Consider the following 19,401-nt stretch of genomic DNA (forward strand, 5'->3'; position numbering starts at 1 on the left):
GGCGCACGACAGCGCCGCGTCAGTGCGCTGCGAGGGCGTTCTGGTCTACGAGATCCGCTTCAAGACGCCGGGCGGCGGTCGTGGCCTCTCCACGGCCGCCGCCCGGAAACGTCTCAGGTCTGGTTCCGCGCGGGGCGCGTGCCACGCTGGCCGGTTTTCGCCTGGGCGCGGCCGTTGGCGGCGAGCGGCTCGGCGGCGGGCTGGTGTCCCAGCTCGGCGGAGATCGCCCTGGTGGTCTTGAGCAGCTCGGCGGACACGTTACGCAGGACGGCCTGCGTCGCTATCCGCGCCGGCAGCGCGATCGCGACCGCCAGCGGCAGCGACTGCCCGGTGGTGAACACCGGTGCGGCCACGGAGGTGACTCCCGGGATCACGCCGCCGGAGGTGATGGCGACGCCGTCGCGGCGCACGTCGGCCGTGATGCGCTCGATCTCCTCGTCGGTGAGCCGCTGGTCGGCGGTCGCGTCCTGGGTGCGGATCACCGGGTCGGTCAGCGTCCTGGGCAGGTGGGTGAGGTAGACGCGGCCGACCGAGGAGGACAGCATGGGGAGCGTCGCGCCCACCCGTACGGTGATGGGCAGCGCGTAGGAGCCGTAGTCCCAGCGGACGATCACGGGGCCGTGGTCGCCCCATACCGCGAGGTTGACCGCGTGCTTGGTGCGGTCGCGCAGCCCCGGCAGGTGTTCGGAGGCCAGGCCGACCTCGTCCATCCTGCGTAGCGCCTCGGCGCCGAGCCGCCGCATCGCCGGGCCCAGGTCGTAGAGGCCGGAGCTGGGCGACTGGGAGACCAGCCCGACCCGGCTCAGGCTCACCAGGTAGCGATGCGCCTTGCTGGGTTGCATGCCGCTGAGCGCCGCGATCTGCGTCAGGCTCGCCGGCCCCGCGCTCCGCTCCAGCGCCAGCAGCACGGTCATGGCGATCTCGACCGACTGGATGCCCTGACGTGACGCGGACCGGCCCGAGCTCTCCTCGTCACCGACATGCTCTAGGTCGCTCACCATGCCCCGCCCCACGCGAATCCGGTCCACGTACGCGAAAACTATACGGAGTCGGCGACGTCCAGCACGAAGTCGAATTCCATGGTGAAGAAGGCGGCATCGCGGACGCGGCCGTCCGGAGCCACGCCGGGATCATGCCGGACGAACGCCCCCACCAGCGAATCCCGCTCCCCGAAGACGGCGTCGAAGCCGAGGTAGGGATCTCCCGCCACGAAGACATGGGTGGTCAGTGTGGCGAAGCCCGGGGCGCTCACCCTGAAGTGCATGTGCGCCGGTCGCATCGAGTCGCGCTCGGCGGCGGTGAGCAGGTCGCCGACCGGGCCGTCGTGCGGGATCGGGTACGGCACCGGCAGCACGGAGGAGAACCAGTACCGGCCGTCGGCCGCGGAGCGCAGGCGGCCCCGGCCCTGGGCCCCGTCGAGCTCCGCGTACTGCACGTCGTAATTGCCCTCGTCGTCGGCGTGCCAGACGTCGATCCTGGCCCCGGGGATCGGCGTGCCCGCCGCCGAGAGCACCCGCCCGGAGTAGAAGCACGGCTCTCCACCGGCTCCACCGGAGATGTCGTCGCCGTTGGCGAACTCGGGCGAATCCTCGACGAAGAACGGGCCGACCACGGTGGAGGCGGTAGCGGTCTCGCTCACCGGGTGGTTCATCCCGATGACGAGCATCGACAGCCCCAGCACGTCGGAGAGCAGGATCAGCTCCTGGCGCCGGTCATCGCTGATCTGGCCCGCACGGGTGAGGAACGAGACCGCGGCGGCCCACTCCTCCTCGGTGAGCCGCACGTCGGAGGCGAAGGCGTGCAGATGGGCGACCAGGCTGCGCATGACTTCGCCGAGCCTGGCGGAGGGGGCCGCGTCGAAGCTCTTCAGCACCCGGTCGGTGAGCGTCCGGTCGGCCGTGGGCAGGGCGGCCGGGTCGCTCGTCCACATGGTCATGGCGATACTCCTCGTGTGGCGGGCTGTGCTGTCGTGGCGGGCGGGCGCCCGTGCAGGGCGCCGGTCAGGATCCTGCGTACCTCGGGCTCGCCCACGGGCCGCGGGTTGCCGCCGAGGTCCTGCTCCAGGACGAGCTTGATGGCCGTGTCCAGATCGCCCTGCGCCAGCCCGATCTGGGCCAGCGAGACCGGGGCGCCGATCCGGGCCGCGAGCCGGGCGAGCCCGTCGGCGACGTCGACGCCGCCGAGTGCCGGGGCCACCCGCGTGCGCAGGGCGGGCACCGCGGGCTCGTTGAACGCGGCCACGTGGGGGAGCAGCACCGTGTGCGTCTCGGCGTGCGGCAGGCCGAAGGCGCCGCCCAGCACGTGGCAGATCTTGTGATGCAGCCCGGACCCGGCGGCGGCGAACGCCGATCCGGCCAGGTAGGCGCCGTACAGCAGCCCGGCACGCCCGGCCGGGTCGCCGAGGTCGGCCATGACCGCGGGCAGCGCGTCGGCGATCACCCGTACCCCTTCGGCGGCGACGAGGTCGGTGATCGGGTTGGCGCCGGGCGCGTAGAACGCCTCGACGCAGTGCGCCATCGCGTTCATCGCGCTGGCGGCGGTCGTCGCCGCCGGCAGGCTCATGGTCAGGGCGGGGTCGTACAGCACGGTCTTCGGCACGACGAGCGGGGATCGGCCCGTGGTCTTGCGCGCGCCCTCGGTCGTGCCCCAGACGGGCGTCACCTCGGAACCGGCGTACGTGGTGGGCACGGCCACGATCGGCAGCGACGTCCGCAACGCGATCGCCTTGGCCGTGCCGGTCGCGGCGCCGCCCCCGACGCTCAGCAGCGCGTCCGTGCCCGTCCGCGCCGCCAGCGCGACCGCCTGGTCCACCGTCTCCACGGGTACGTGCTCGCGCACGCCGTCGAAGACGGCCACCACGTGCGGCGGCCTGGTCGGCCCGGCGGCGGGCGCGGCGTTGCGCGGCGTGGTCACGAGCAGCACGCGGCGTGCGCCGAGGCGCTCGATCTCCTCGGCCAGCGCGCCCCCGGCGCAGCCGGGGCCGAAGACGACGCGGGCGGCGGGCGTCTCGTAGGTGAACGGCCTCATCCCGCACCCTCCGGTGCGACCTGGGCGGTGCCGCGGGCGGTGCGCGCCAGGGGAATGAGCGCGGCCGCCGTCGCGCCCACCAGGCCGGGGATCGCGAAGAGATAGAAGTTCCACTCCACGCCGAGCTGCGAGGAGAGGATCCAGCCGCCCATGGACGGCCCCAGGATGGCGCCGAGCCGCCCGACCGACAGCGCCCAGCCGATCCCCGCTCCGCGGACGTCCTCCGGGTAACGGGCGACGATGAACGCGTTGGTCATCACCTGCGAGCCGATGAACCCGAGACCGCTCACGAACATCAGCAGGAACAGCAGCACGATCGCGGGCCGCGTGCTCATCGCGATCAGGCTGATCGATCCGACCAGGAAGGCGGCCGACACGACCGGCTTGATCCCGATCCCGTCGGCGATCCGCCCTCCGGCGATCATGCCGAGCCCGGCGCCCACCCACATCGCGGCGGTCTGCAGCAGCGCCGAGCCGAGCGAGTAGCCGCTGGCCCTCATGATGGTGGGCAGCCAGGTGCTGATGCCGAAGACCAGCAGCAGCCCGCAGAAGGACGCCACCCAGAACAGCAGGGTCACCGTGCGGGTGCCGGGGGAGAGCAGGGGCCGCAGGCCGAACAGGTCCTGACGCGCCGCGGGCCGGTCGGTGCGATCGGCGTGGACGGGACTCTCCGGCAGGATCCGCGCGGCCACCGGGAGCAGCACCAGCGCGGGCGCCGCACCGATGACGTAGATCCAGTGCCACGACGCGTGCGGCAGCAGCACCGCGCCCAGCAGCGGGGCGAGCAGGGCGCCGAGGGCGTACCCCGACATCATGAGCCCGACGTTGCGGCTGCGCCGTCCCGGCTCGGACAGGTCGGCCACGTACGCGGTCAGGGTCGGCAGCACCACTCCGAGCCCGACCCCCACGATCAGCCGTGCCGCCCCGAACACGGCGAAGCCGGGCGCGACGGCGCACGCGAGCATGCCTGCGGAGAACGCTCCCGCCCCGGCCAGCAGCAGCCGGCGCGGGCCCAGGCGGCCGATCGCCGCGCCGGCGAGGGCCGCGCCGATCATCATGCCGACGGCCACCAGGGATCCGACCGTCCCCGCCGTCCCCGCGTCGCCGCCCAGATCTCGGTCGGCGAGCATCGAGGGCACCGTGACGCCGTAACAGGCGAGGTCGTAACCCTCCAGGGCGGCGAAGACGGCGACCACGACGAGCATGGTCTTTTCGGGAAGCGTTCGTCGGGCGGTTGTGGGGTTGGTCTGCATGGCCGCTCCAGCCGTGTGTCGCAGGGGGAGTTGGGAGATTCAGAGGCTGTGGGACGCGCCGGCCGGTACGGCCGTTCCGGCGCCGAGAGCGCTGAGGAGTTCGCGCGCGAGGACCCGGGCGGGTGCCGCGTCACGGGCGGTGCCGAAGACGTAGAAGTCGGGACGGACGGCGATGGCGGAGCAGTCGTGCTCGGCGAACCACCTGCGATACGTGCCGTCCACATCGGCCACGCCATCGCCGCCGGCGGCCGGCTCCGGCTGCCAGGTCAGGGCGACGACGCGGACGCCGGCGGCCTCCAGCGCGGCCACCAGGCCGGCGCGATCAAGGTCTTGCCGGATCGGTTCGGTCACCAGCAGGCTGAACCCGCGGCCCGCGATCTCGTCGAAGCGCCCGCGGCGGGACCCGTCGCCGACCGCGCCCTGCACCGACAGCTCGCCCCGCCCGGCCGCCGACGCCGTCGCCAGGAAACCCGTCGCCAGACCGGGAAAGCGGATCTTCTCCTGTCCGCGCCGCCGCGCCTGCAGCTCCTGGTTACGCGCGGCGGCCGCCGCCGGGTCACGGATCGTCTGCAGCCGGCCGAGCTCGATCCCCTTCTCGACGACCGCTCGAACGTGCGGCTTCCGCTCGGCCTGGTAGGTGTCGAGCAAGTCCGCGCCGGCCCGCCCGGTCAGGATCAGGTCCAGTTTGAAGGCGAGATTCTGCGCGTCCCGGATGCCCGAGCACATGCCCTGCCCGAGGAACGGGGGCATCTGGTGGGCGGCGTCTCCGGCGAGCAGGATCCGCCCGATCCGCCACTGGTGCGCGATCAGCGAGCGGAAGGTGTAGGTGGCGACTCTGATCAGGTCCGCGTCCTGCGGACCGAGGTACGCCGCGACCCGCGCCCACACCAGCTCGGGGTCGCGCTCGATCGCGAAGTCGTCCTCCGAGTCGAGCATGAAGCTGAACCGGTGGTGTGCCGGACCGAGCGAGATGATCGAGGTGGGCTGCCGGGGATCGCCGACCTGGCGCGCCGTCGGCAGCTCGACCGCCCGCCGCAGCCGGAAGTCGCAGACCATCCACGGCTCGGAGAACCCGTAGTCGTCCTGGCCGACGCCGAGCGCCCGGCGGACGAAGCTGTTGCCGCCGTCACACGCCACGACGTGGCCCACGGTCACGGTGCCGGGGCCGTCGGGGCCGTCGACGGTGAGCACGACGCCGTCCGCGGTCTGCTCCAGCCCCGTCACCGGCGTCGCGTGCCTGATCTCCACGTGCGGGAAGCTTCGGCAGACGCGATCGAGGGCCTCCTCGAGGTCGGGCTGGTACATCATGTACCACTCGGCCCAGCCGCTGCGTCCGGTCTCGGCGTAGTCCACCTCGATGAGCAGCTCGCCGTCGGCGTCGCACCACTCGTAGTTGCGCTGCACCCGCACCTTCGGCAGCAACTCCTCGGCCACGCCGAGCTTGTCCAGGGTACGCATCGTCTCGTCGTCGAAGATCGCGGCACGTGGCAGGTTGTACAGCCCGGCGTACCGCTCCAGGACGATGACCCGGTGCCCGGCCTGGGCCAGCAGGGCGGCCATCGCCATCCCGACCGGCCCGTATCCCACTACCGCGACATCCGCGTTCACGAGCGTGTCCCCTCGATCACCACGTGTTGTGAGCTTGACATGGGCTCAAGGTAATTTCCATCATTGATGAAGTCAATGCACAATGATGAAAACGAAACATGAGCGACCAGGAGGAACGCGGATGCGTAAGATCGGCCTGGAGGAACACTTCGTCACCGAGGAACTGGTCGCCTACGGGGCCGGGACGTCCACGATCGCCCAGCCCGGAGCCTGGCGAGAGGCCTCGCGGCGGCTGCTGGACCTCGCGGACGAGCGCCTGCCGGCGATGGACGCGGCAGGCGTCGACGTCCAGGTGCTGTCACTCAACTCACCGGGCATCCAGGCCGAGACCGACCCGGCGGTCGCCGTGTCGCGCGCGGCGGCGGTGAACGACTTCCTCACCGGCGTCGTCGCCGAGCACCCGACGCGCTTCGCCGGCTTCGCGGCGCTGCCGCTGCAGGACCCGCAGGCGGCGGCCAAGGAGCTGGAGCGCGCCGTCACCCAGCTCGGCATGCGCGGCGCGCTGGTCAACGCGCACACCCAGGGCCGCTACCTGGACGACCCCTCCCTGCGTGTGGTGTGGGAGTACGCCGAGGGCCTCGACGTGCCGCTGTACCTGCACCCGGCCAACGGCTTCGACGTCCCGCACGTGCTGTCGGGCCATCCCGAGCTCGTCGGCCCCATGTGGAGCTGGGGCACCGACACCGCCGCGCACGTGCTGCGGCTGGTCTTCGGGGGCGTCTTCGACGACTTCCCCAACGCGAAACTGCTGCTGGGCCACATGGGGGAGGGCCTGCCGTACGCGCTGTGGCGGCTCGACTCGCGCTGGGGCTTCCACAACCACCACGGCATCGAGCTGGCTTTGGGCAAGCCTTCGGAGTATCTGCGCCGCAACCTCTACATCACCACCAGCGGCGTCTGCTCGCCGCCGCCCCTGCTGTGCGCCATGCTGGCCCTCGGCGCCGACCACATCCTGTTCGGCAGCGACTATCCCTTCGAGGACATCGCCGAAGCCGCCGCCTTCCTCGACACCGCCCCCATCAGCGAGTCGGACCGAGCGAAGATCAGCCACCAGAACGCCGAGCGGCTGCTCAAGCTGTGAGGCGGCCGTCCCGGCTTTCGACCTGCGCCCCCGCTCGACCGCCGGGGATCTAGGTCTCGAACAGGCTCGTCGGCTTCGTGAGCAGGATGCGCTCGACCGCGGCGAGCGCGAAGCGGACGGCTCCGGTGAGGATCGCCTGGTCCCCGAGAACCGACAGCCGCCACTCGGGCGGATCGACGAGCAGGCCGGCCGCGCGCCGCTCGGCCGCGCCGCGGAGCAGCTCCGCCGCCGGGGCCAGGCGGGGCTCGGGGAACAGGCTGGTCCCCAGGACGACCACCGCGGGGTCGAGCGCGAGCAGGACCGGAGCGATGCCTTCGGCCAGCCGCTGCCCGACCGATTCCAGCACGCCGGCCGCGTCGGCGTCCCCGTCCGCGGCGGCGGCGATCATCGCGGCGCTGGTGGCGGCCCGGTGGGGACGGCCCGGCGCGCCCGGATGGTCGCCGCCGCGGCCCTGATGAGCGTCCCGCGGACCGGCCGGTGATCCGAGCCCTGGGCCTTCCGCCGTGCTGCGTCCCGGAAATCCGATCTCACCGGCCGCGCCGTGATGCCCGCGCAACAGCCGCCCGCCCGTGATGATCCCGGCGCCGAGCCGCTCGCCGAGCAGGATGAACAGCATCTCGGTGGTCGCCGAGCCGACACCGCGCCAGTGCTCGCCCAGTGCGGCGAGGTTCGCGTCGTTCTCCACCGCGACCGGGCAACCGAGTTCCTGCGCCACCACGGCCACGATGTCGACCTCGGCCCAGGTCTTCATGTGATCGACGTAGCGGATGCGGGCGTTGCCCCTTTCGACCAGGCCGGGTGTGCCGATGGTGGCCGCGCAGATCTGGCCGGCCCCGACACCGCCCTGCTCCATGGCGTCGCGGATGGTCGCGGTCACCGCGCCGGCGCGGGTGCGTCCGGTGAGGTCGGCCCGCACCGTCCGGCGTTTGACGGTCAGCAACCGGCCGTCGAGGTCCGCCAGGCAGGCGGTGATCGCATGGGCGCGTACGTCCACCCCGACCACGAAGCCCGCCCTGGGCTGGAACCGGAAGCGCCGGGCCGGGCGGCCGGGCGAGCGCATTCCCTGCCCCGGGGCCGCGGGGGCCTCTTCGATCAGGCCGCAGCCGATGAGATCGTCGACCAGCACCTCGACGGTGGGGCGGGACAGCTTGGTGGTCTGCGCCAGGGTCGCCAGGCGAGGGGGCCGGTCGGCCGACCTGACCGCGGCGAGCACGGCCGCCGCGTTGGTGGCACGCAGATCCCCCACCCCGACGACCGCGGGGGAGGCGGCCGGGCCTCCCACGTGGGCGACCGGGTCGTCGCCGAGCGGCCAGACCACTTCACGGCCGGTGCCGGCGAGCGGGGCATCGCTGGTGGTTGCCACTGACCTGTCTCCTCGTGAGCCGCAACGGAGCATGACCGCAGGGGCGGCGATAACGGTTGGGTCACGCATCCTTGCCCCGGCGCTGGCCGCAGCCTATCGTCTCCCGCAATTAGATAAAGCAATTTCATTATCAAATACGCGCCTCCCGGAGGATGCCCATGCGGGCGGGTCGAACGAGCCAGGAGCCGGTGCGGGTGGCCCTGGTGGGCGCCGGCATCCGCGGCGAGATCTACGGGGCCTGGATCCAGCGGCACCCGGAGCGGGCCGACGTGGTCGCGCTGGCCGAGCCGCAGCCGGACCGGCGGCGGAGCGCCGCGCGGCGGCACCGGCTGCCCTCCGCGGCGATCTTCGAGGACTGGCGCGAGCTCGTCGGCCGCCCCCGGTTCGCCGACGCCGTCGTCATCACCACCCAGGACGCCGAGCACGTCGAGCCGGCCGTCGCCTTCGCCGAGGCGGGCTACGCCGTCCTGCTGGAGAAGCCGATCGCCCCGACCGAGGAGGAGTGCCGCCGGGTCGTGGACGCGGTGGCGCGCAACAAGGTTCCCTTCGGGGTCTGCCATGTCCTGCGGTACACGCCGTACACGCGGGTACTCCGGGCGCTGCTGGCCGAGGGCCGGATCGGCGAGATCGTCAATGTCGACCACATCGAGCCGGTGGGCTTCGCCCACTACGCCCACTCGTACGTGCGCGGCAACTGGCGCCGCGAGGAGACCAGCGCGCCGATGCTGCTGGCCAAGTCGTGTCACGATCTGGACTGGCTCCGGTACGTCGTCGGACGTCCGGTACGGTCGGTCTCCTCCTTCGGGAGCCTGAGCTTCTTCGTTCCCGAGAACCGCCCGGTGGTGGCCGCCGACCGGTGCCCGGACTGCGTACTCCAGGAGACGTGCGCGTACTCCGCGGTGCGGATCTACGGCGAGCACCTGGCGGCCGGTGACCTCGCCTGGCCGCTCAGCGTGCTCACTCCGCATCCCACCGACCACTCGGTGGCCGCGGCGTTGCGCACCGGACCCTACGGCCGCTGCGTCTGGGCCTGCGACAACGACGTCGTCGACCACCAGGTGGTCGCGCTCGAGTTCGACGGCGGGGTGACCGCGACGTTCACCATGACGGCGTTCTCCACCAGCCGGCCCCGGATGACCCACATCTTCGGGACGGTGGGCGAGATCTACTGCGATGGCTCGATCATCCGGGTCACCGACTTCCGTACCCGCGAGACGCGGACCATCGACGTCACGGCGCCGGCCACGGACGACCCGCTGCTGTCGGGCCACAGCGGTGGCGACGCGGGACTCATGAACGACTTCATCACGGCCGTGGCGACCTGGGACGACCACTGGATCGGGGACACGGCCGCCGAGGCGCTGGCGGCGCACGAGCTCGTCTTCGCCGCCGAACGGGCCCGGCGCGAGCGTCGCGTCGTCCGGCTCGGCTGATGCGGACGCAGCGGGCCCCACACGTCGCAGCCACTACACGGATCCCACCCCCCCCACCAAGGAGACCCTCGTGAGCCAGAATCCGTCGACCCTGTATACCTGGACAGGCCGTGAGATCTCGCGGCGTGCCCTGCTGTCCGGCTTCGCCGTCACGGGCGCCGCGGCACTCGCCGGCTGCGCCGCCCTGACGCCGGGAGCGGCGTCCACGCCGGCCGCGAACGCCGGTCCCCTCTCCACGGCGGTGCCGGCCGACAAGAAGATCACGCTGAAGGTCGCCGACGCCGACGACACGACCATGACTCCCGGCCTGCTGGCCGCCTTCCAGCAGAAGCACCCGAACGTCACCTTCGATCGCCAGTACACCGGCTGGGACGACTACCTCAAAAGCATCAACCTCACCATGTCGGCGAGCACCGCTCCCGACCTCGCCCAGTTCACGCCCGGGATGCAGAACCTCATCCCCGGCGGGCTGCTGCTCGACGTCACCGCGTACGGCACGGCCTACGGCTGGCCGGACAAGTTCCCCGGCCTCGACCAGATCATGTTCGCCCCCGACGGCAAGACCGTCGGCACGGGAGCGCTTTTCGGGGTGCCGGGCGGGTTGTCCTTCGAGGGCGTCTACTACAACAAGACGAAGGCGGCCAAGCTCGGCCTGACCGTCCCCGTCGAGACCGTGGACGAACTGGAGGCCCTCTTCGCCAAGGCGAAGGCCGCCGGAGAGCTGGCACTGGTGGCCGGCAATCTCGACGGCGGCCTGAACCATCCGTTCAACGAGCTGCTGTCGGTGTACCTGAAGCCCGAGGACCGCGAGGCCTGGGCCTTCGGGCACAAGGGCGCGACCATCGTGCTGCCGGAGGCGAAGACGGCGGCCACGACCCTCAAGCGCTGGGTGGACGAGGGATACCTCTCCCGCGACGTCAACGGGATCAGCGACAACGACGCCACCGCCGGCTTCGCCAAGGGGAAGGGGGTGTTCCGGATCAGCGGAAACTGGGCTGCCGCGGCGGTCTCCAAGGGCCTGGGCGAGCACGCCGGATATTTCTCCATGCCCCAGGCCACGGCCGGCTCGAAGATCCGCACCACCGGCGCCGGGGTGTACTACTGCGTCTCCAGCAAGTCGGCCAACGCCGCCGCCGCGGCAGCCTTCCTCGACTTCGTCGGGAGCGAGGAGGCCGCGAAGGTCACCGCCGACGCGGGCTTCATGGCGCCCAAGGCCGACGCGATGCCCGCCAAGACCGGGCTGCTGGGAGCGTTGCAGGAGGGCTGGCAGGAGACCGTGAGGGACAAGGGCCTGCAGCCGTTCATCCAGAACGCGTCCACTCCGACCATGGGGGACACCCTCACCACGCAGCTGCAGCTGCTCGCCGGTGGCAAGGTCACCGTGGACGACTTCCTCGCCAACGTCCAGGCCGATTTCGACAACTACCACAAGTGATGACAGCGAACAGGTTGAGCGGCCCGGCCGAGGCGAGCCGGCCGGGGCCGCTCCGGACCCGAAGCCCGCTCCCGGCCGCCCCGCGCCGCCCCGTCCGGCGCGGGCGCGCCACCGGGCTGCTCTATCTGGCGCCCGCGGTGCTCCTGTACACCCTCTTCACCATCGTGCCGACGCTGCACACTGGCTACCTGTCGCTGTTCGACTGGGACGGCGTGACCCTGCCGTCCTTCGTCGGCGTCGGCAACTACCGGCTGGTGTTCGACGACCCGCAGCTGCGCGCCGCGGCGGTGCACGCCGGCACCCTGATCATCTTCTTCTCCGTCCTGCCCATCCTGTTCGGCCTGGTGTCGGCCGCCATCGTGGCCCGCCACCGGCGCCGGGGCATGGGCCTCGTCCGGACGGTGCTGTTCCTGCCGCAGGTCGTGCCCCTGGTCGCGGTCGGCATCATCTGGCGGTGGGTGTACGCCGAGGACGGCGTGGTCAACCAGGTGCTGCGCTGGGCGGGCCTGGGGGAGCACGCACGCGCCTGGCTGGGCAGCTTCGACTGGGCCCTGCTCGCCGTGGGCGTGATCGGCACCTGGGTCGTCTCCGGGCTGTGCCTGGTGCTGTTCCTCTCCGGAACCCAGCGCATCGATCGGGAGATCTACGAGGCGTCGCGGATGGACGGCGCCGGCCCCGTCCGCGAGTTCGTCTCCATCACCGTGCCGCTGCTCCGGCCGGAGATCGCGGTCGCGCTGTCCATCACGGTCATCGCCGCGCTGTCGAGCTTCGACCTCATCTACATCACCACCGGCGGCGGCCCCGGCAACAGCACCGTCGTGCCCGGCATCCTCATCTACCGCCTGGCCTTCGGCGGCGGAGCCGTCGGCCTGGCCAGCGCGCTCGCGGTGGTCCTCACGGCCGTCATCTTCGCGATCGTGCTGACGCTGAACCGCCTGATCAGGGAGGCTCCGTGACCGTCATGAGAACGGGTCCCGGCCGGCACGGGAACCGGGGCCCGCGCCCGGGACCCGGCGTGGCGGCACGCGTGGGCGCGCCCGTGGTGCTCGTGTCGTTCATGGCGGCGGTGATCATCCCGTTCCTGCCGCTGCTGTCCGCCGCCGTGCAACCGGCCGGCACCCCGCTGACCGGCCTGGACGTGCCACGCGGCGTGCATCTGGAGAACTTCGCGGACGCCTGGGTCACCGCCGGGTTCGGCCCCCTCCTGTGGTCGAGCATCCTGATCGCGCTGGCCGTGGTGCCCGCCTCGGTGCTGTTCGCCAGTCTCGCCGGCTACGCGCTGGCGACCATGGACTTCCGCGGGCGGGGGAAGATCTTCGCCTACCTCCTGCTCGGGCTCGCGATCCCCACCGAGGTCACGATCATCCCCCTCTACTACGACCTGCGGGCCATCGGCCTGACGAACACCCGGTGGGGCCTGGTGCTGGTGGAGATCGCCGCCTTCATGCCGTTCGGGGCCTTCTGGATGCGCGCCCACTTCTCCACCATGCCGCGCGCCCTCATCGAGGCGGCCAAGCTGGACGGCGCGTCCACCTGGAAGATCCTGTGGGGCGTGCTGATGCCCAACTCCCGGCCCGCCGTCACCACGCTCGGCGTCCTGTACTTCGTGTGGAGCTGGAACCAGTTCATGCTCCCCCTCATCCTCATCCAGGACCCGGCCCAGCGCACCGCCCCGGCCGGGCTCGGGTTCTTCACCGGGCAGTACAACGTCGACGTGCCGCTGCTCGCGGCCGCCACGGTCATCGTGGTCGCGCCGGTCGTCCTCGTGTACCTGTTCTTCCAGCGGCACTTCATCCGCGGAGTCCTCGACGGCGCACTCAAAGGCTGACGATCACGTGCGATCCGCGCTGGTCAGGGGCTCGTTCGCCAAAACGTGCCGCATGGTGGAACGGCGCGTCGGCAGGCGCGCACGGCGCTCCTATCGTCCCTGTGAAGGCGGTCACAGCGAGCTCCACGGCAGGACACCGCGTCGCCGCCGATCTGCCCGCCTCCGTGCTCGCCTGACGCGAGGCGGTCCCCCGCGCCGGGTCCCACCGGCCTCCGCAGAAAGGGTCGACGACCATGCCCTTGGAACCACCCGCACAGGACACCCGCCCGCAGACCGAACCGGCGAGGGCACGCGGACGGGAGGCACGTCGCGTCGCGTTCGCCACCTTCGTCGGCACCGCGATCGAGTGGTACGACTTCTTCCTCTACGGCGCCATGGCGGCGCTGGTCTTCGGCACGCTGTTCTTCCCCGCCGGCGACGCGCAGGTCAGTCAGCTCGCCGCGCTGGGCACCTTCACCGTCGGGTTCATCGCCCGGCCGCTCGGCGGCATCGTCGCTGGCCACTTCGGCGATCGCGTCGGCCGCAAGCGCATGCTGGTCCTGTCGCTCCTGCTCATGGGCGCGGCCACCGTCGGCGTGGGACTGCTGCCCACCTACGCGGCGATCGGCCTCGGCGCGCCCGTGCTGCTCGTCCTCCTGCGCATCATGCAAGGGCTCGCCGTGGGCGCCGAATGGGGCGGCGCCGCCCTCATGGCCGTCGAACACGCCCCGCCGAACCGCCGGGCGTTGTACGGGGCCGCGCCGCAGCTCGGCGTGCCGGTCGGCGCGATCCTGGCGAACCTGATCCTGCTCCTGACCTCCGCTGCGACGGGGGACGCCTTCCTGGTGTGGGGCTGGCGCGTGCCGTTCCTGGTCAGCGTCGTCCTCGTCCTGGTCGGGCTGGTCGTGCGCCGTCAGGTGTCGGAGAGCCCGCTGTTCGCCGAGGCCGTGGAGCGAACCGGGACGCCCCGGTTCAACCCGCTCATCCGCGTGCTCACCAAGCACCCGCGCAGCCTGCTCCGCGCCGTCTTCGCCTCGATCGCCTCGGCGTCGTGGGGATACGTGATCCTGGTCTTCATCCTCTCCTACGGCAGCACCACCAAGATGTACTCCCGGCCCGCCCTGCTGACGATGATCATCGTGGCCAGCGTCCTCCAGGTGGGGGCCATGCTGTACGCCGGACTGCTGGCCGACCGCGCCGGGCGCAAGCGCGTCGCGCTTTTCGGGGCGCTCGGGCAGGTCGTCATGGGGTTGGTGTTCTTCCCGCTGTTCGACAGCGGCGTCTTCTGGCTGGCCCTGATGGCCTGCCTGCTCGCCTCGATCGCGCTGTCTGCCCAGTACGGGCCGCTGCCCGCGCTGCTGTCGGAGCAGTTCCCGACCGAGGTGCGCTACACGGGGGTGTCCGTCGGCTACATGTTCGGCAACATCCTCGGCGGCGGGCTGGTTCCCCTCGTCGGGGCCGCGCTGGTGGCGGCCACCGGGACGTCGTTCTCGGTGGGGCTCTACATGCTCTTCCTCAGCGTGGTCACCGCGGTCGCGGTGCTCCTCACACCGGAGACGGCGAGTGTCCGCCTCGACGACGAGGCGCTCAGCAGATAACGAAGGACGGCGCGACGCGAGAAGCGCCCCGGCCACGCCGTGGCCGGGGCGCTTCTCGCGTCGCCTCAATCGGCGGAGCGGGAAACGCCGTCCGATCGGAGCAGGTCGAGCGCGATGTCGACGATCATGTCCTCCTGGCCGCCCACGAGCCGGCGCCTGCCCACTTCGAGCAGGATCGTCCGCACGTCGATGCCGTACTGGCGGGCGGCGGCCTCGGCGTGGCGGAGGAAGCTGGAGTAGACGCCGGCGTAGCCGAGAGTGAGGGTCTCCCGGTCGACCTGGACGGGGCGATCCTGGAGCGGGCGGACGAGGTCGTCGGCGGCGTCCTGCAGCGCGAACAGGTCGCAGCCGTGCTTCCATTCGTTGAGGTCGGCCACGGCGATGAACGGCTCGATCGGGCAGTTTCCCGCGCCCGCGCCGTGCCCGGCCAGCGAGGCGTCCACCCGGGTGACGCCCTCCTCGACAGCGACGACGGAGTTCGCCACGGCCAGGGAGAGGTTCTGGTGGGCGTGGATGCCGATCTGGGTCTCCGGATCGAGGACGTCGCGGTAGGCGCGGACGCGCTCGCGGACGCCGTCCATGGTGAGCCGGCCGCCGGAGTCGGTGACGTAGACGCAGTGGGCGCCGTACGACTCCATGAGCTTGGCCTGCCCGGCGAGCTGTGCGGCGGGGGCCATGTGGCTCAGCATGAGGAAGCCGGACACGTCCATGCCCAGCTCGCGGGCCTTGGCGATGTGCTGGGCGGCCACGTCGGCCTCGGTGCAGTGGGTGGCGACGCGAATCGAGCGCACCCCGAGCGCGTAGGCGCGCCGGAGCTCGGCGATGGTGCCGATGCCGGGCAGCAGCAGCGTGGTGAGCGTGGCCCGCCGGATGCCGGCGGCGGCGGCCTCGATCCATTCCCAGTCGGTGTTGCTGCCGGGACCGTAGTTGAGCGAGCCGCCCGCCAGGCCGTCGCCGTGCGCGACCTCGATCGCGTCGACGCCGGCGGCGTCCAGAGCGGCGACGATGCGGGTCACGTCGGCGGGGGCGATGCGGTGCCGTACGGCGTGCATGCCGTCCCGGAGGGTGACGTCCTGGATGTAGAGCTTCACGCGGTCGCCTTGTCTGGTGAGTGGTGGGCGATGCGCTCGGCGACGCGCAGGGCGGCCGAGGTCATGATGTCGAGGTTGCCCGCGTAGGCGGGCAGGTAGTGGGCGGCGCCCTCCACCTCCAGGAACACCGACACCCTGGTCGTCACCGGTGCGGAGGTGAGCGTGTGCACGGGCTCGTCCGGCGGGATGGGGCTGAACTGCACATCCTGCTTGAGCCGGTAGCCGGGGACGTACGTGGCGACCTCGGCCACCATGTCGGCGATGGAGGCGCGGATCTCGTCCTGGCCGGCGTCGCCGATGAGGCAGAAGACGGTGTCGCGCATGATGAGCGGCGGTTCGGCGGGGTTGAGGACGATGATCGCCTTGCCGCGGGCCGCGCCGCCGACGCTTTCGAGGGCGGCCGCGGTGGTCTCGGTGAACTCGTCGATGTTGGCGCGGGTGCCGGGCCCCGCCGACTTCGAGGCGATGGAGGCGACGATCTCGGCGTAGGCGACGGGCGTGACGCGGGAGACGGCGTGGACGATCGGGATGGTGGCCTGGCCTCCGCAGGTCACCATGTTGACGTTGGCGGCGCCGAGGTGGCGGTCGAGGTTCACCGCGGGCACGACGAACGGGCCGATCGCCGCGGGGGTGAGGTCGATGAGCGTCTTGCCGAAGGGTTCCAGCCTGGCGGCGTTGGCGATGTGGGCCTTCGCCGAGGTGGCGTCGAAGACGATGCCGATGTCGTCGAAGCCGTCCAGCGCGATGAGGCCGGTCACGCCCTCGTGGGTGGTGGGCACCTTGAGGCGGCGGGCGCGGGCGAGGCCGTCGGAGCCGGGGTCGATGCCCACCATGGCCGCCATCTCCAGGGCCGCGGAATGCCGCATCACCTTGATCATCAGGTCGGTGCCGATGTTGCCGGAGCCGATCACGGCCACCTTGGTCTTGTTCATGACGGGTCCTCGAAGGTGACGGTGACGGTGCCGAGCGTGGAGATCTCGGCGCGTACGGTGACGCCGGGGGAGACCGGGACCATGGGGCCGAGCGCGCCGGACAGGATGACCTGGCCGGCGCGCAACGGGTCGCCGAACTCCCGCGCGGTGCGGGCCAGCCACAGCAGCGCGTTGAGCGGGTCGCCGAGGCAGGCCGCTCCGTCGCCCCGCGAGACGAGCTCGCCGTCGGCGTACATGCTCATGGTGGCCGCCACCGGCTCGAACGCGGTGAGCGGCACCAGCGCCGAGCCCAGCACGTACAGGCCGCTGGAGGCGTTGTCGGCCACGGTGTCGGTGAGCGTGATGTCCCAGTTCGCGATGCGGCTGTCCACGATCTCCAGGGCGGGCGTCGCGTAGCCGACCGCCGCCCGGACGGTGGCCAGGTCCAGGTGCTCGGCGTCGAGGTCGGCGGCGAGCACGAAGGCGATCTCGGCCTCCGCCTTCGGCTGGAGGAGCAGCCCCGCGGGCACCGTGCCGGAGACGTCCATGTCGTCGAAGAGCACGCCGAAATCCGGCTGGTCCACGCCGAGCTGCCGCTGCACGGCCGGGGAGGTGAGGCCGATCTTCCGGCCGGCCACCACGGCCCCGGCGGCCAGCCGGCGCTCGGTGAGGCGGCGCTGCACCTCGTAGGCGGCGGCCACGTCGGCGTCGCCGAGCAGGTCGCGGACCGGGGCGCACGGCTGCCGCTCGGCCGTCGCGGTCGCCAGCCGGGCCACGGCCGCGGCGATGGCGCGCTCGCGCTCGGGGGAGGTCATCGGCCCGCCTCCGGCTCCGCCGTGGCCACCGCGAACCCGGCGATCCATTCGGGGATCGCCCGGTAGAAGCGGGAGGTCATCCGGTACGCGCCGGTCGCGGCGAGCGAGGCGAACGCGGCGATCCACGTACGGACCTCGTGGGCGGACCCGCCGCCCTCGGCGCCCATCCACTCCACGCTCCAGCCGTCCACTTCGGTCAGGCGGCCGCTCGCCAGCGTGTCCAGGACCAGGTTGTCCCAGGTCGGGTTGATGGGGAGCATCGCGGCAGAGCCCGCCGCGTAGTCTCGCCCGGCCTGGATCACCCGCTGTTCCCCCCTCGCCCGCTGCTCGGGGGAGGGCGGGTGGCCCTCGATGAGCGCCTCTGCCACGCGCGGCGGCGCGCCGTCGAGCACCGGGACGGGCGGGTCGTGCGAGAGCCCGCCGGAGCCGAGGAACAGCACCCGCCGGTCCAGCTCGGCGGCGGCCTCGCCGACCGCGGTCCCGAGGGCGCGGACGCGGCTGACCGGGCCGAGCGGGGTGGCGACCCCGTTCACGAAGACGGGCACGACGGGGACCCGATCGATGCCGCCGAACAGCACCTCCAGGGGCTGCACGAACCCGTGGTCGACGGTCATCCGCGCCGAGACGGTGAGGTCCACGCCGCGGCCGAGCACCCCGCGCGCGATCGCGCGGGCGGCTTCGGAATCGACCGGCAGCGGGCCGGCGGCCGAGCCGAAGTCGCCGACCGCGTTCGCCTCGGTGGCCAGGCAGAAGGGCGGCATCTCCTTGTAGAAGAAGCCGTTGTAGTGGTCGGGGGCGTACAGCACGACCAGCTCGGGGTCGAAGGCGCGGACGAAGGCGCGCGCGTCGTCCACGGCGGCCCCGACGGCCGCGAGGACCTCAGGCGAGGGGTCGTTCTTCCCGATGAGAGGGGAGTGGGACAGGCCGACGGCGATGGAGCGGGTCCTGGGGAGGTGGGCGGCGGTCATGTGGTGATCTCCTTGAAGACGAGCTTGCCGGTGAGCCGCCCGTCGATCATGAGCTGGAAGCCCTTGTGGATCTCGTCGAGCGGCAGCGTGCGGTCGATCACCGGGCGCAGGCCGGTGGCGTCCATCAGCCTGAGCAGCGCGACCAGCTCGGCGCGGGTGCACCCGGTCGAGCCGAGGACGCGCTGCTGGAGGTAGAAGATCCGGCCGAGGTCCGCGGGCGGGTTCATGCCGCTGGTCGCGCCGGCGATCACGATCGTGCCGCCGGGCCGCAGGGACTTCATCGAGTGCGACCAGGTCGCCTCGCCGACCGTCTCGATGACGACGTCGACGCGCTCGGGCAGCCGCTCGCCGACCGGCACGGCGGCGCGGGCTCCCCAGGCGACGGCCTGGGCGCGCTTGTCCTCGCTGCGGCTGGTGGCGTAGACGACGGCGCCCGCGGCCACGGCCAGTTTGATCGCGGCCGAGGCGACGCCGCCGCCCGCGCCCTGCACCAGCACCCGGTCACCGGCGGTGATCTTCGCCTGGGTGAACAGCATCCGGTACGCGGTCGTCCACGCGACCGGCAGGCACGCGGCCTCGTCGAACGACAGCCACGACGGCTTGGGGATCAGGTTGCGGGCCGGGACGGTCAGGTACTCGGCGAAGGCGCCGTTGTGCTTCTCGGACAGCAGGGCCCGGTCCGGGTCGAGCGTCTCGTCACCGCCGCCGGCGTCCGGGTCGCCGATGACGGGGTGGACGATGACCTCGTTGCCGTCCTCGTCGTACCCGGCGGCGTCGCAGCCGAGGATGATGGGCAGCCGGTCGGGCGGGTGGCCCACGCCGCGCAGCGTCCACAGGTCGTGCATGTTCAGGGAGGACGAGACGACCCGGACGACCGACCAGCCGGGCCGGCGCTCGGGCTCGGGAACGTCGCCCAGGACGAGCCCGGCCAGTGGGTCGGTCGCGCTCTGGGAGACGGCGGTGGCGGCTAGCATGCCCCAACGCTGTCCGACGGCCGCCGTTTCCTGACAG

General features: G+C 72.1%; 17 protein-coding genes. 6 read left to right on the forward strand and 11 right to left on the reverse strand.

Annotated features, from left to right (window positions below):
* Nucleotides 1-113 precede the first annotated feature (113 nt).
* The 5 genes from ACTMTI_RS31235 to mhpA are packed head-to-tail and all read right to left on the reverse strand — an operon-like array spanning nucleotide 114 to nucleotide 5,888.
* Nucleotides 114-1,028, reverse strand: a complete 915-nt coding sequence (locus ACTMTI_RS31235; protein WP_441124211.1) for an IclR family transcriptional regulator — start codon at nucleotides 1,026-1,028, stop codon at nucleotides 114-116.
* An 11-nt stretch (nucleotides 1,029-1,039) separates the two neighbouring features.
* Entirely contained in the window at nucleotides 1,040-1,936 is an 897-nt protein-coding gene (locus ACTMTI_RS31240) for a dioxygenase family protein (RefSeq protein WP_441124213.1), read from the reverse strand.
* Complete coding sequence (locus tag ACTMTI_RS31245) at nucleotides 1,933-3,027, reverse strand: maleylacetate reductase (RefSeq protein ID WP_441124214.1); 1,095 nt, start codon at nucleotides 3,025-3,027, stop codon at nucleotides 1,933-1,935. Before ACTMTI_RS31245 ends, ACTMTI_RS31240 begins: the two co-directional genes overlap by 4 nt.
* Nucleotides 3,024-4,280, reverse strand: a complete 1,257-nt coding sequence (locus ACTMTI_RS31250) for an MFS transporter (RefSeq protein ID WP_441124215.1) — start codon at nucleotides 4,278-4,280, stop codon at nucleotides 3,024-3,026. The genes ACTMTI_RS31245 and ACTMTI_RS31250 overlap by 4 nt, the downstream gene beginning before the upstream one ends.
* A 39-nt stretch (nucleotides 4,281-4,319) precedes the next feature.
* A complete protein-coding gene (gene mhpA, locus ACTMTI_RS31255) occupies nucleotides 4,320-5,888 on the reverse strand; it encodes a bifunctional 3-(3-hydroxy-phenyl)propionate/3-hydroxycinnamic acid hydroxylase MhpA (RefSeq protein ID WP_441124216.1) in 1,569 nt (522 codons plus the stop codon).
* A gap of 121 nt (nucleotides 5,889-6,009) precedes the next feature.
* Here mhpA and ACTMTI_RS31260 point away from each other — a divergent pair, with 121 nt between their 5' ends.
* Nucleotides 6,010-6,969, forward strand: a complete 960-nt coding sequence (locus ACTMTI_RS31260; RefSeq protein ID WP_441124218.1) for an amidohydrolase family protein — start codon at nucleotides 6,010-6,012, stop codon at nucleotides 6,967-6,969.
* A 49-nt stretch (nucleotides 6,970-7,018) separates the two neighbouring features.
* Here the strand turns inward: ACTMTI_RS31260 and ACTMTI_RS31265 are convergent, their stop codons facing one another.
* On the reverse strand, nucleotides 7,019-8,332 hold the full coding sequence (locus ACTMTI_RS31265) for an ROK family protein (RefSeq protein WP_441124219.1): 1,314 nt from the start codon (nucleotides 8,330-8,332) through the stop codon (nucleotides 7,019-7,021).
* Between the two features lie 158 nt (nucleotides 8,333-8,490).
* Here ACTMTI_RS31265 and ACTMTI_RS31270 point away from each other — a divergent pair, with 158 nt between their 5' ends.
* The 5 genes from ACTMTI_RS31270 (at nucleotide 8,491) to ACTMTI_RS31290 (ending at nucleotide 14,605) form a co-directional block, all read left to right on the forward strand.
* On the forward strand, nucleotides 8,491-9,765 hold the full coding sequence (locus ACTMTI_RS31270; RefSeq protein WP_441124220.1) for a Gfo/Idh/MocA family protein: 1,275 nt from the start codon (nucleotides 8,491-8,493) through the stop codon (nucleotides 9,763-9,765).
* A 70-nt stretch (nucleotides 9,766-9,835) separates the two neighbouring features.
* The gene (locus ACTMTI_RS31275; RefSeq protein WP_441124221.1) at nucleotides 9,836-11,200 is read left to right on the forward strand and encodes an ABC transporter substrate-binding protein; all 1,365 of its coding nucleotides are present in this window, start codon (nucleotides 9,836-9,838) and stop codon (nucleotides 11,198-11,200) included.
* Nucleotides 11,200-12,156, forward strand: coding sequence for a carbohydrate ABC transporter permease (locus tag ACTMTI_RS31280; protein WP_441124222.1), 957 nt, complete (start codon nucleotides 11,200-11,202; stop codon nucleotides 12,154-12,156). The genes ACTMTI_RS31275 and ACTMTI_RS31280 overlap by 1 nt, the downstream gene beginning before the upstream one ends.
* A 5-nt stretch (nucleotides 12,157-12,161) precedes the next feature.
* Nucleotides 12,162-13,028: a carbohydrate ABC transporter permease gene (locus tag ACTMTI_RS31285; RefSeq protein ID WP_441124304.1), complete on the forward strand. Its 867-nt coding sequence runs from the start codon at nucleotides 12,162-12,164 to the stop codon at nucleotides 13,026-13,028.
* 233 nt (nucleotides 13,029-13,261) lie between these two features.
* Entirely contained in the window at nucleotides 13,262-14,605 is a 1,344-nt protein-coding gene (locus ACTMTI_RS31290) for an MFS transporter (RefSeq protein ID WP_441124223.1), read from the forward strand.
* Between the two features lie 65 nt (nucleotides 14,606-14,670).
* On the opposite strand, the gene dmpG is transcribed toward ACTMTI_RS31290, so the two are convergent.
* The 5 genes from dmpG to ACTMTI_RS31315 are packed head-to-tail and all read right to left on the reverse strand — an operon-like array spanning nucleotide 14,671 to nucleotide 19,364.
* Nucleotides 14,671-15,696 carry a 4-hydroxy-2-oxovalerate aldolase gene (gene dmpG, locus ACTMTI_RS31295; RefSeq protein WP_441124224.1) on the reverse strand — a complete coding sequence of 342 codons (1,026 nt, stop codon included), beginning with the start codon at nucleotides 15,694-15,696 and terminating at the stop codon, nucleotides 14,671-14,673.
* On the reverse strand, nucleotides 15,693-16,628 hold the full coding sequence (locus ACTMTI_RS31300) for an acetaldehyde dehydrogenase (acetylating) (protein WP_441124225.1): 936 nt from the start codon (nucleotides 16,626-16,628) through the stop codon (nucleotides 15,693-15,695). Before ACTMTI_RS31300 ends, dmpG begins: the two co-directional genes overlap by 4 nt.
* The gene (locus ACTMTI_RS31305; protein WP_441124226.1) at nucleotides 16,625-17,422 is read right to left on the reverse strand and encodes a 2-keto-4-pentenoate hydratase; all 798 of its coding nucleotides are present in this window, start codon (nucleotides 17,420-17,422) and stop codon (nucleotides 16,625-16,627) included. Before ACTMTI_RS31305 ends, ACTMTI_RS31300 begins: the two co-directional genes overlap by 4 nt.
* Entirely contained in the window at nucleotides 17,419-18,390 is a 972-nt protein-coding gene (locus ACTMTI_RS31310; RefSeq protein WP_441124227.1) for a 3-carboxyethylcatechol 2,3-dioxygenase, read from the reverse strand. Before ACTMTI_RS31310 ends, ACTMTI_RS31305 begins: the two co-directional genes overlap by 4 nt.
* A complete protein-coding gene (locus ACTMTI_RS31315; RefSeq protein ID WP_441124228.1) occupies nucleotides 18,387-19,364 on the reverse strand; it encodes a zinc-binding dehydrogenase in 978 nt (325 codons plus the stop codon). Before ACTMTI_RS31315 ends, ACTMTI_RS31310 begins: the two co-directional genes overlap by 4 nt.
* Between the last annotated feature and the right edge of the window lie 37 nt (nucleotides 19,365-19,401).

Source organism: Nonomuraea sp. H19 (genome assembly GCF_052068215.1).
Lineage (GTDB): Bacteria > Actinomycetota > Actinomycetes > Streptosporangiales > Streptosporangiaceae > Nonomuraea.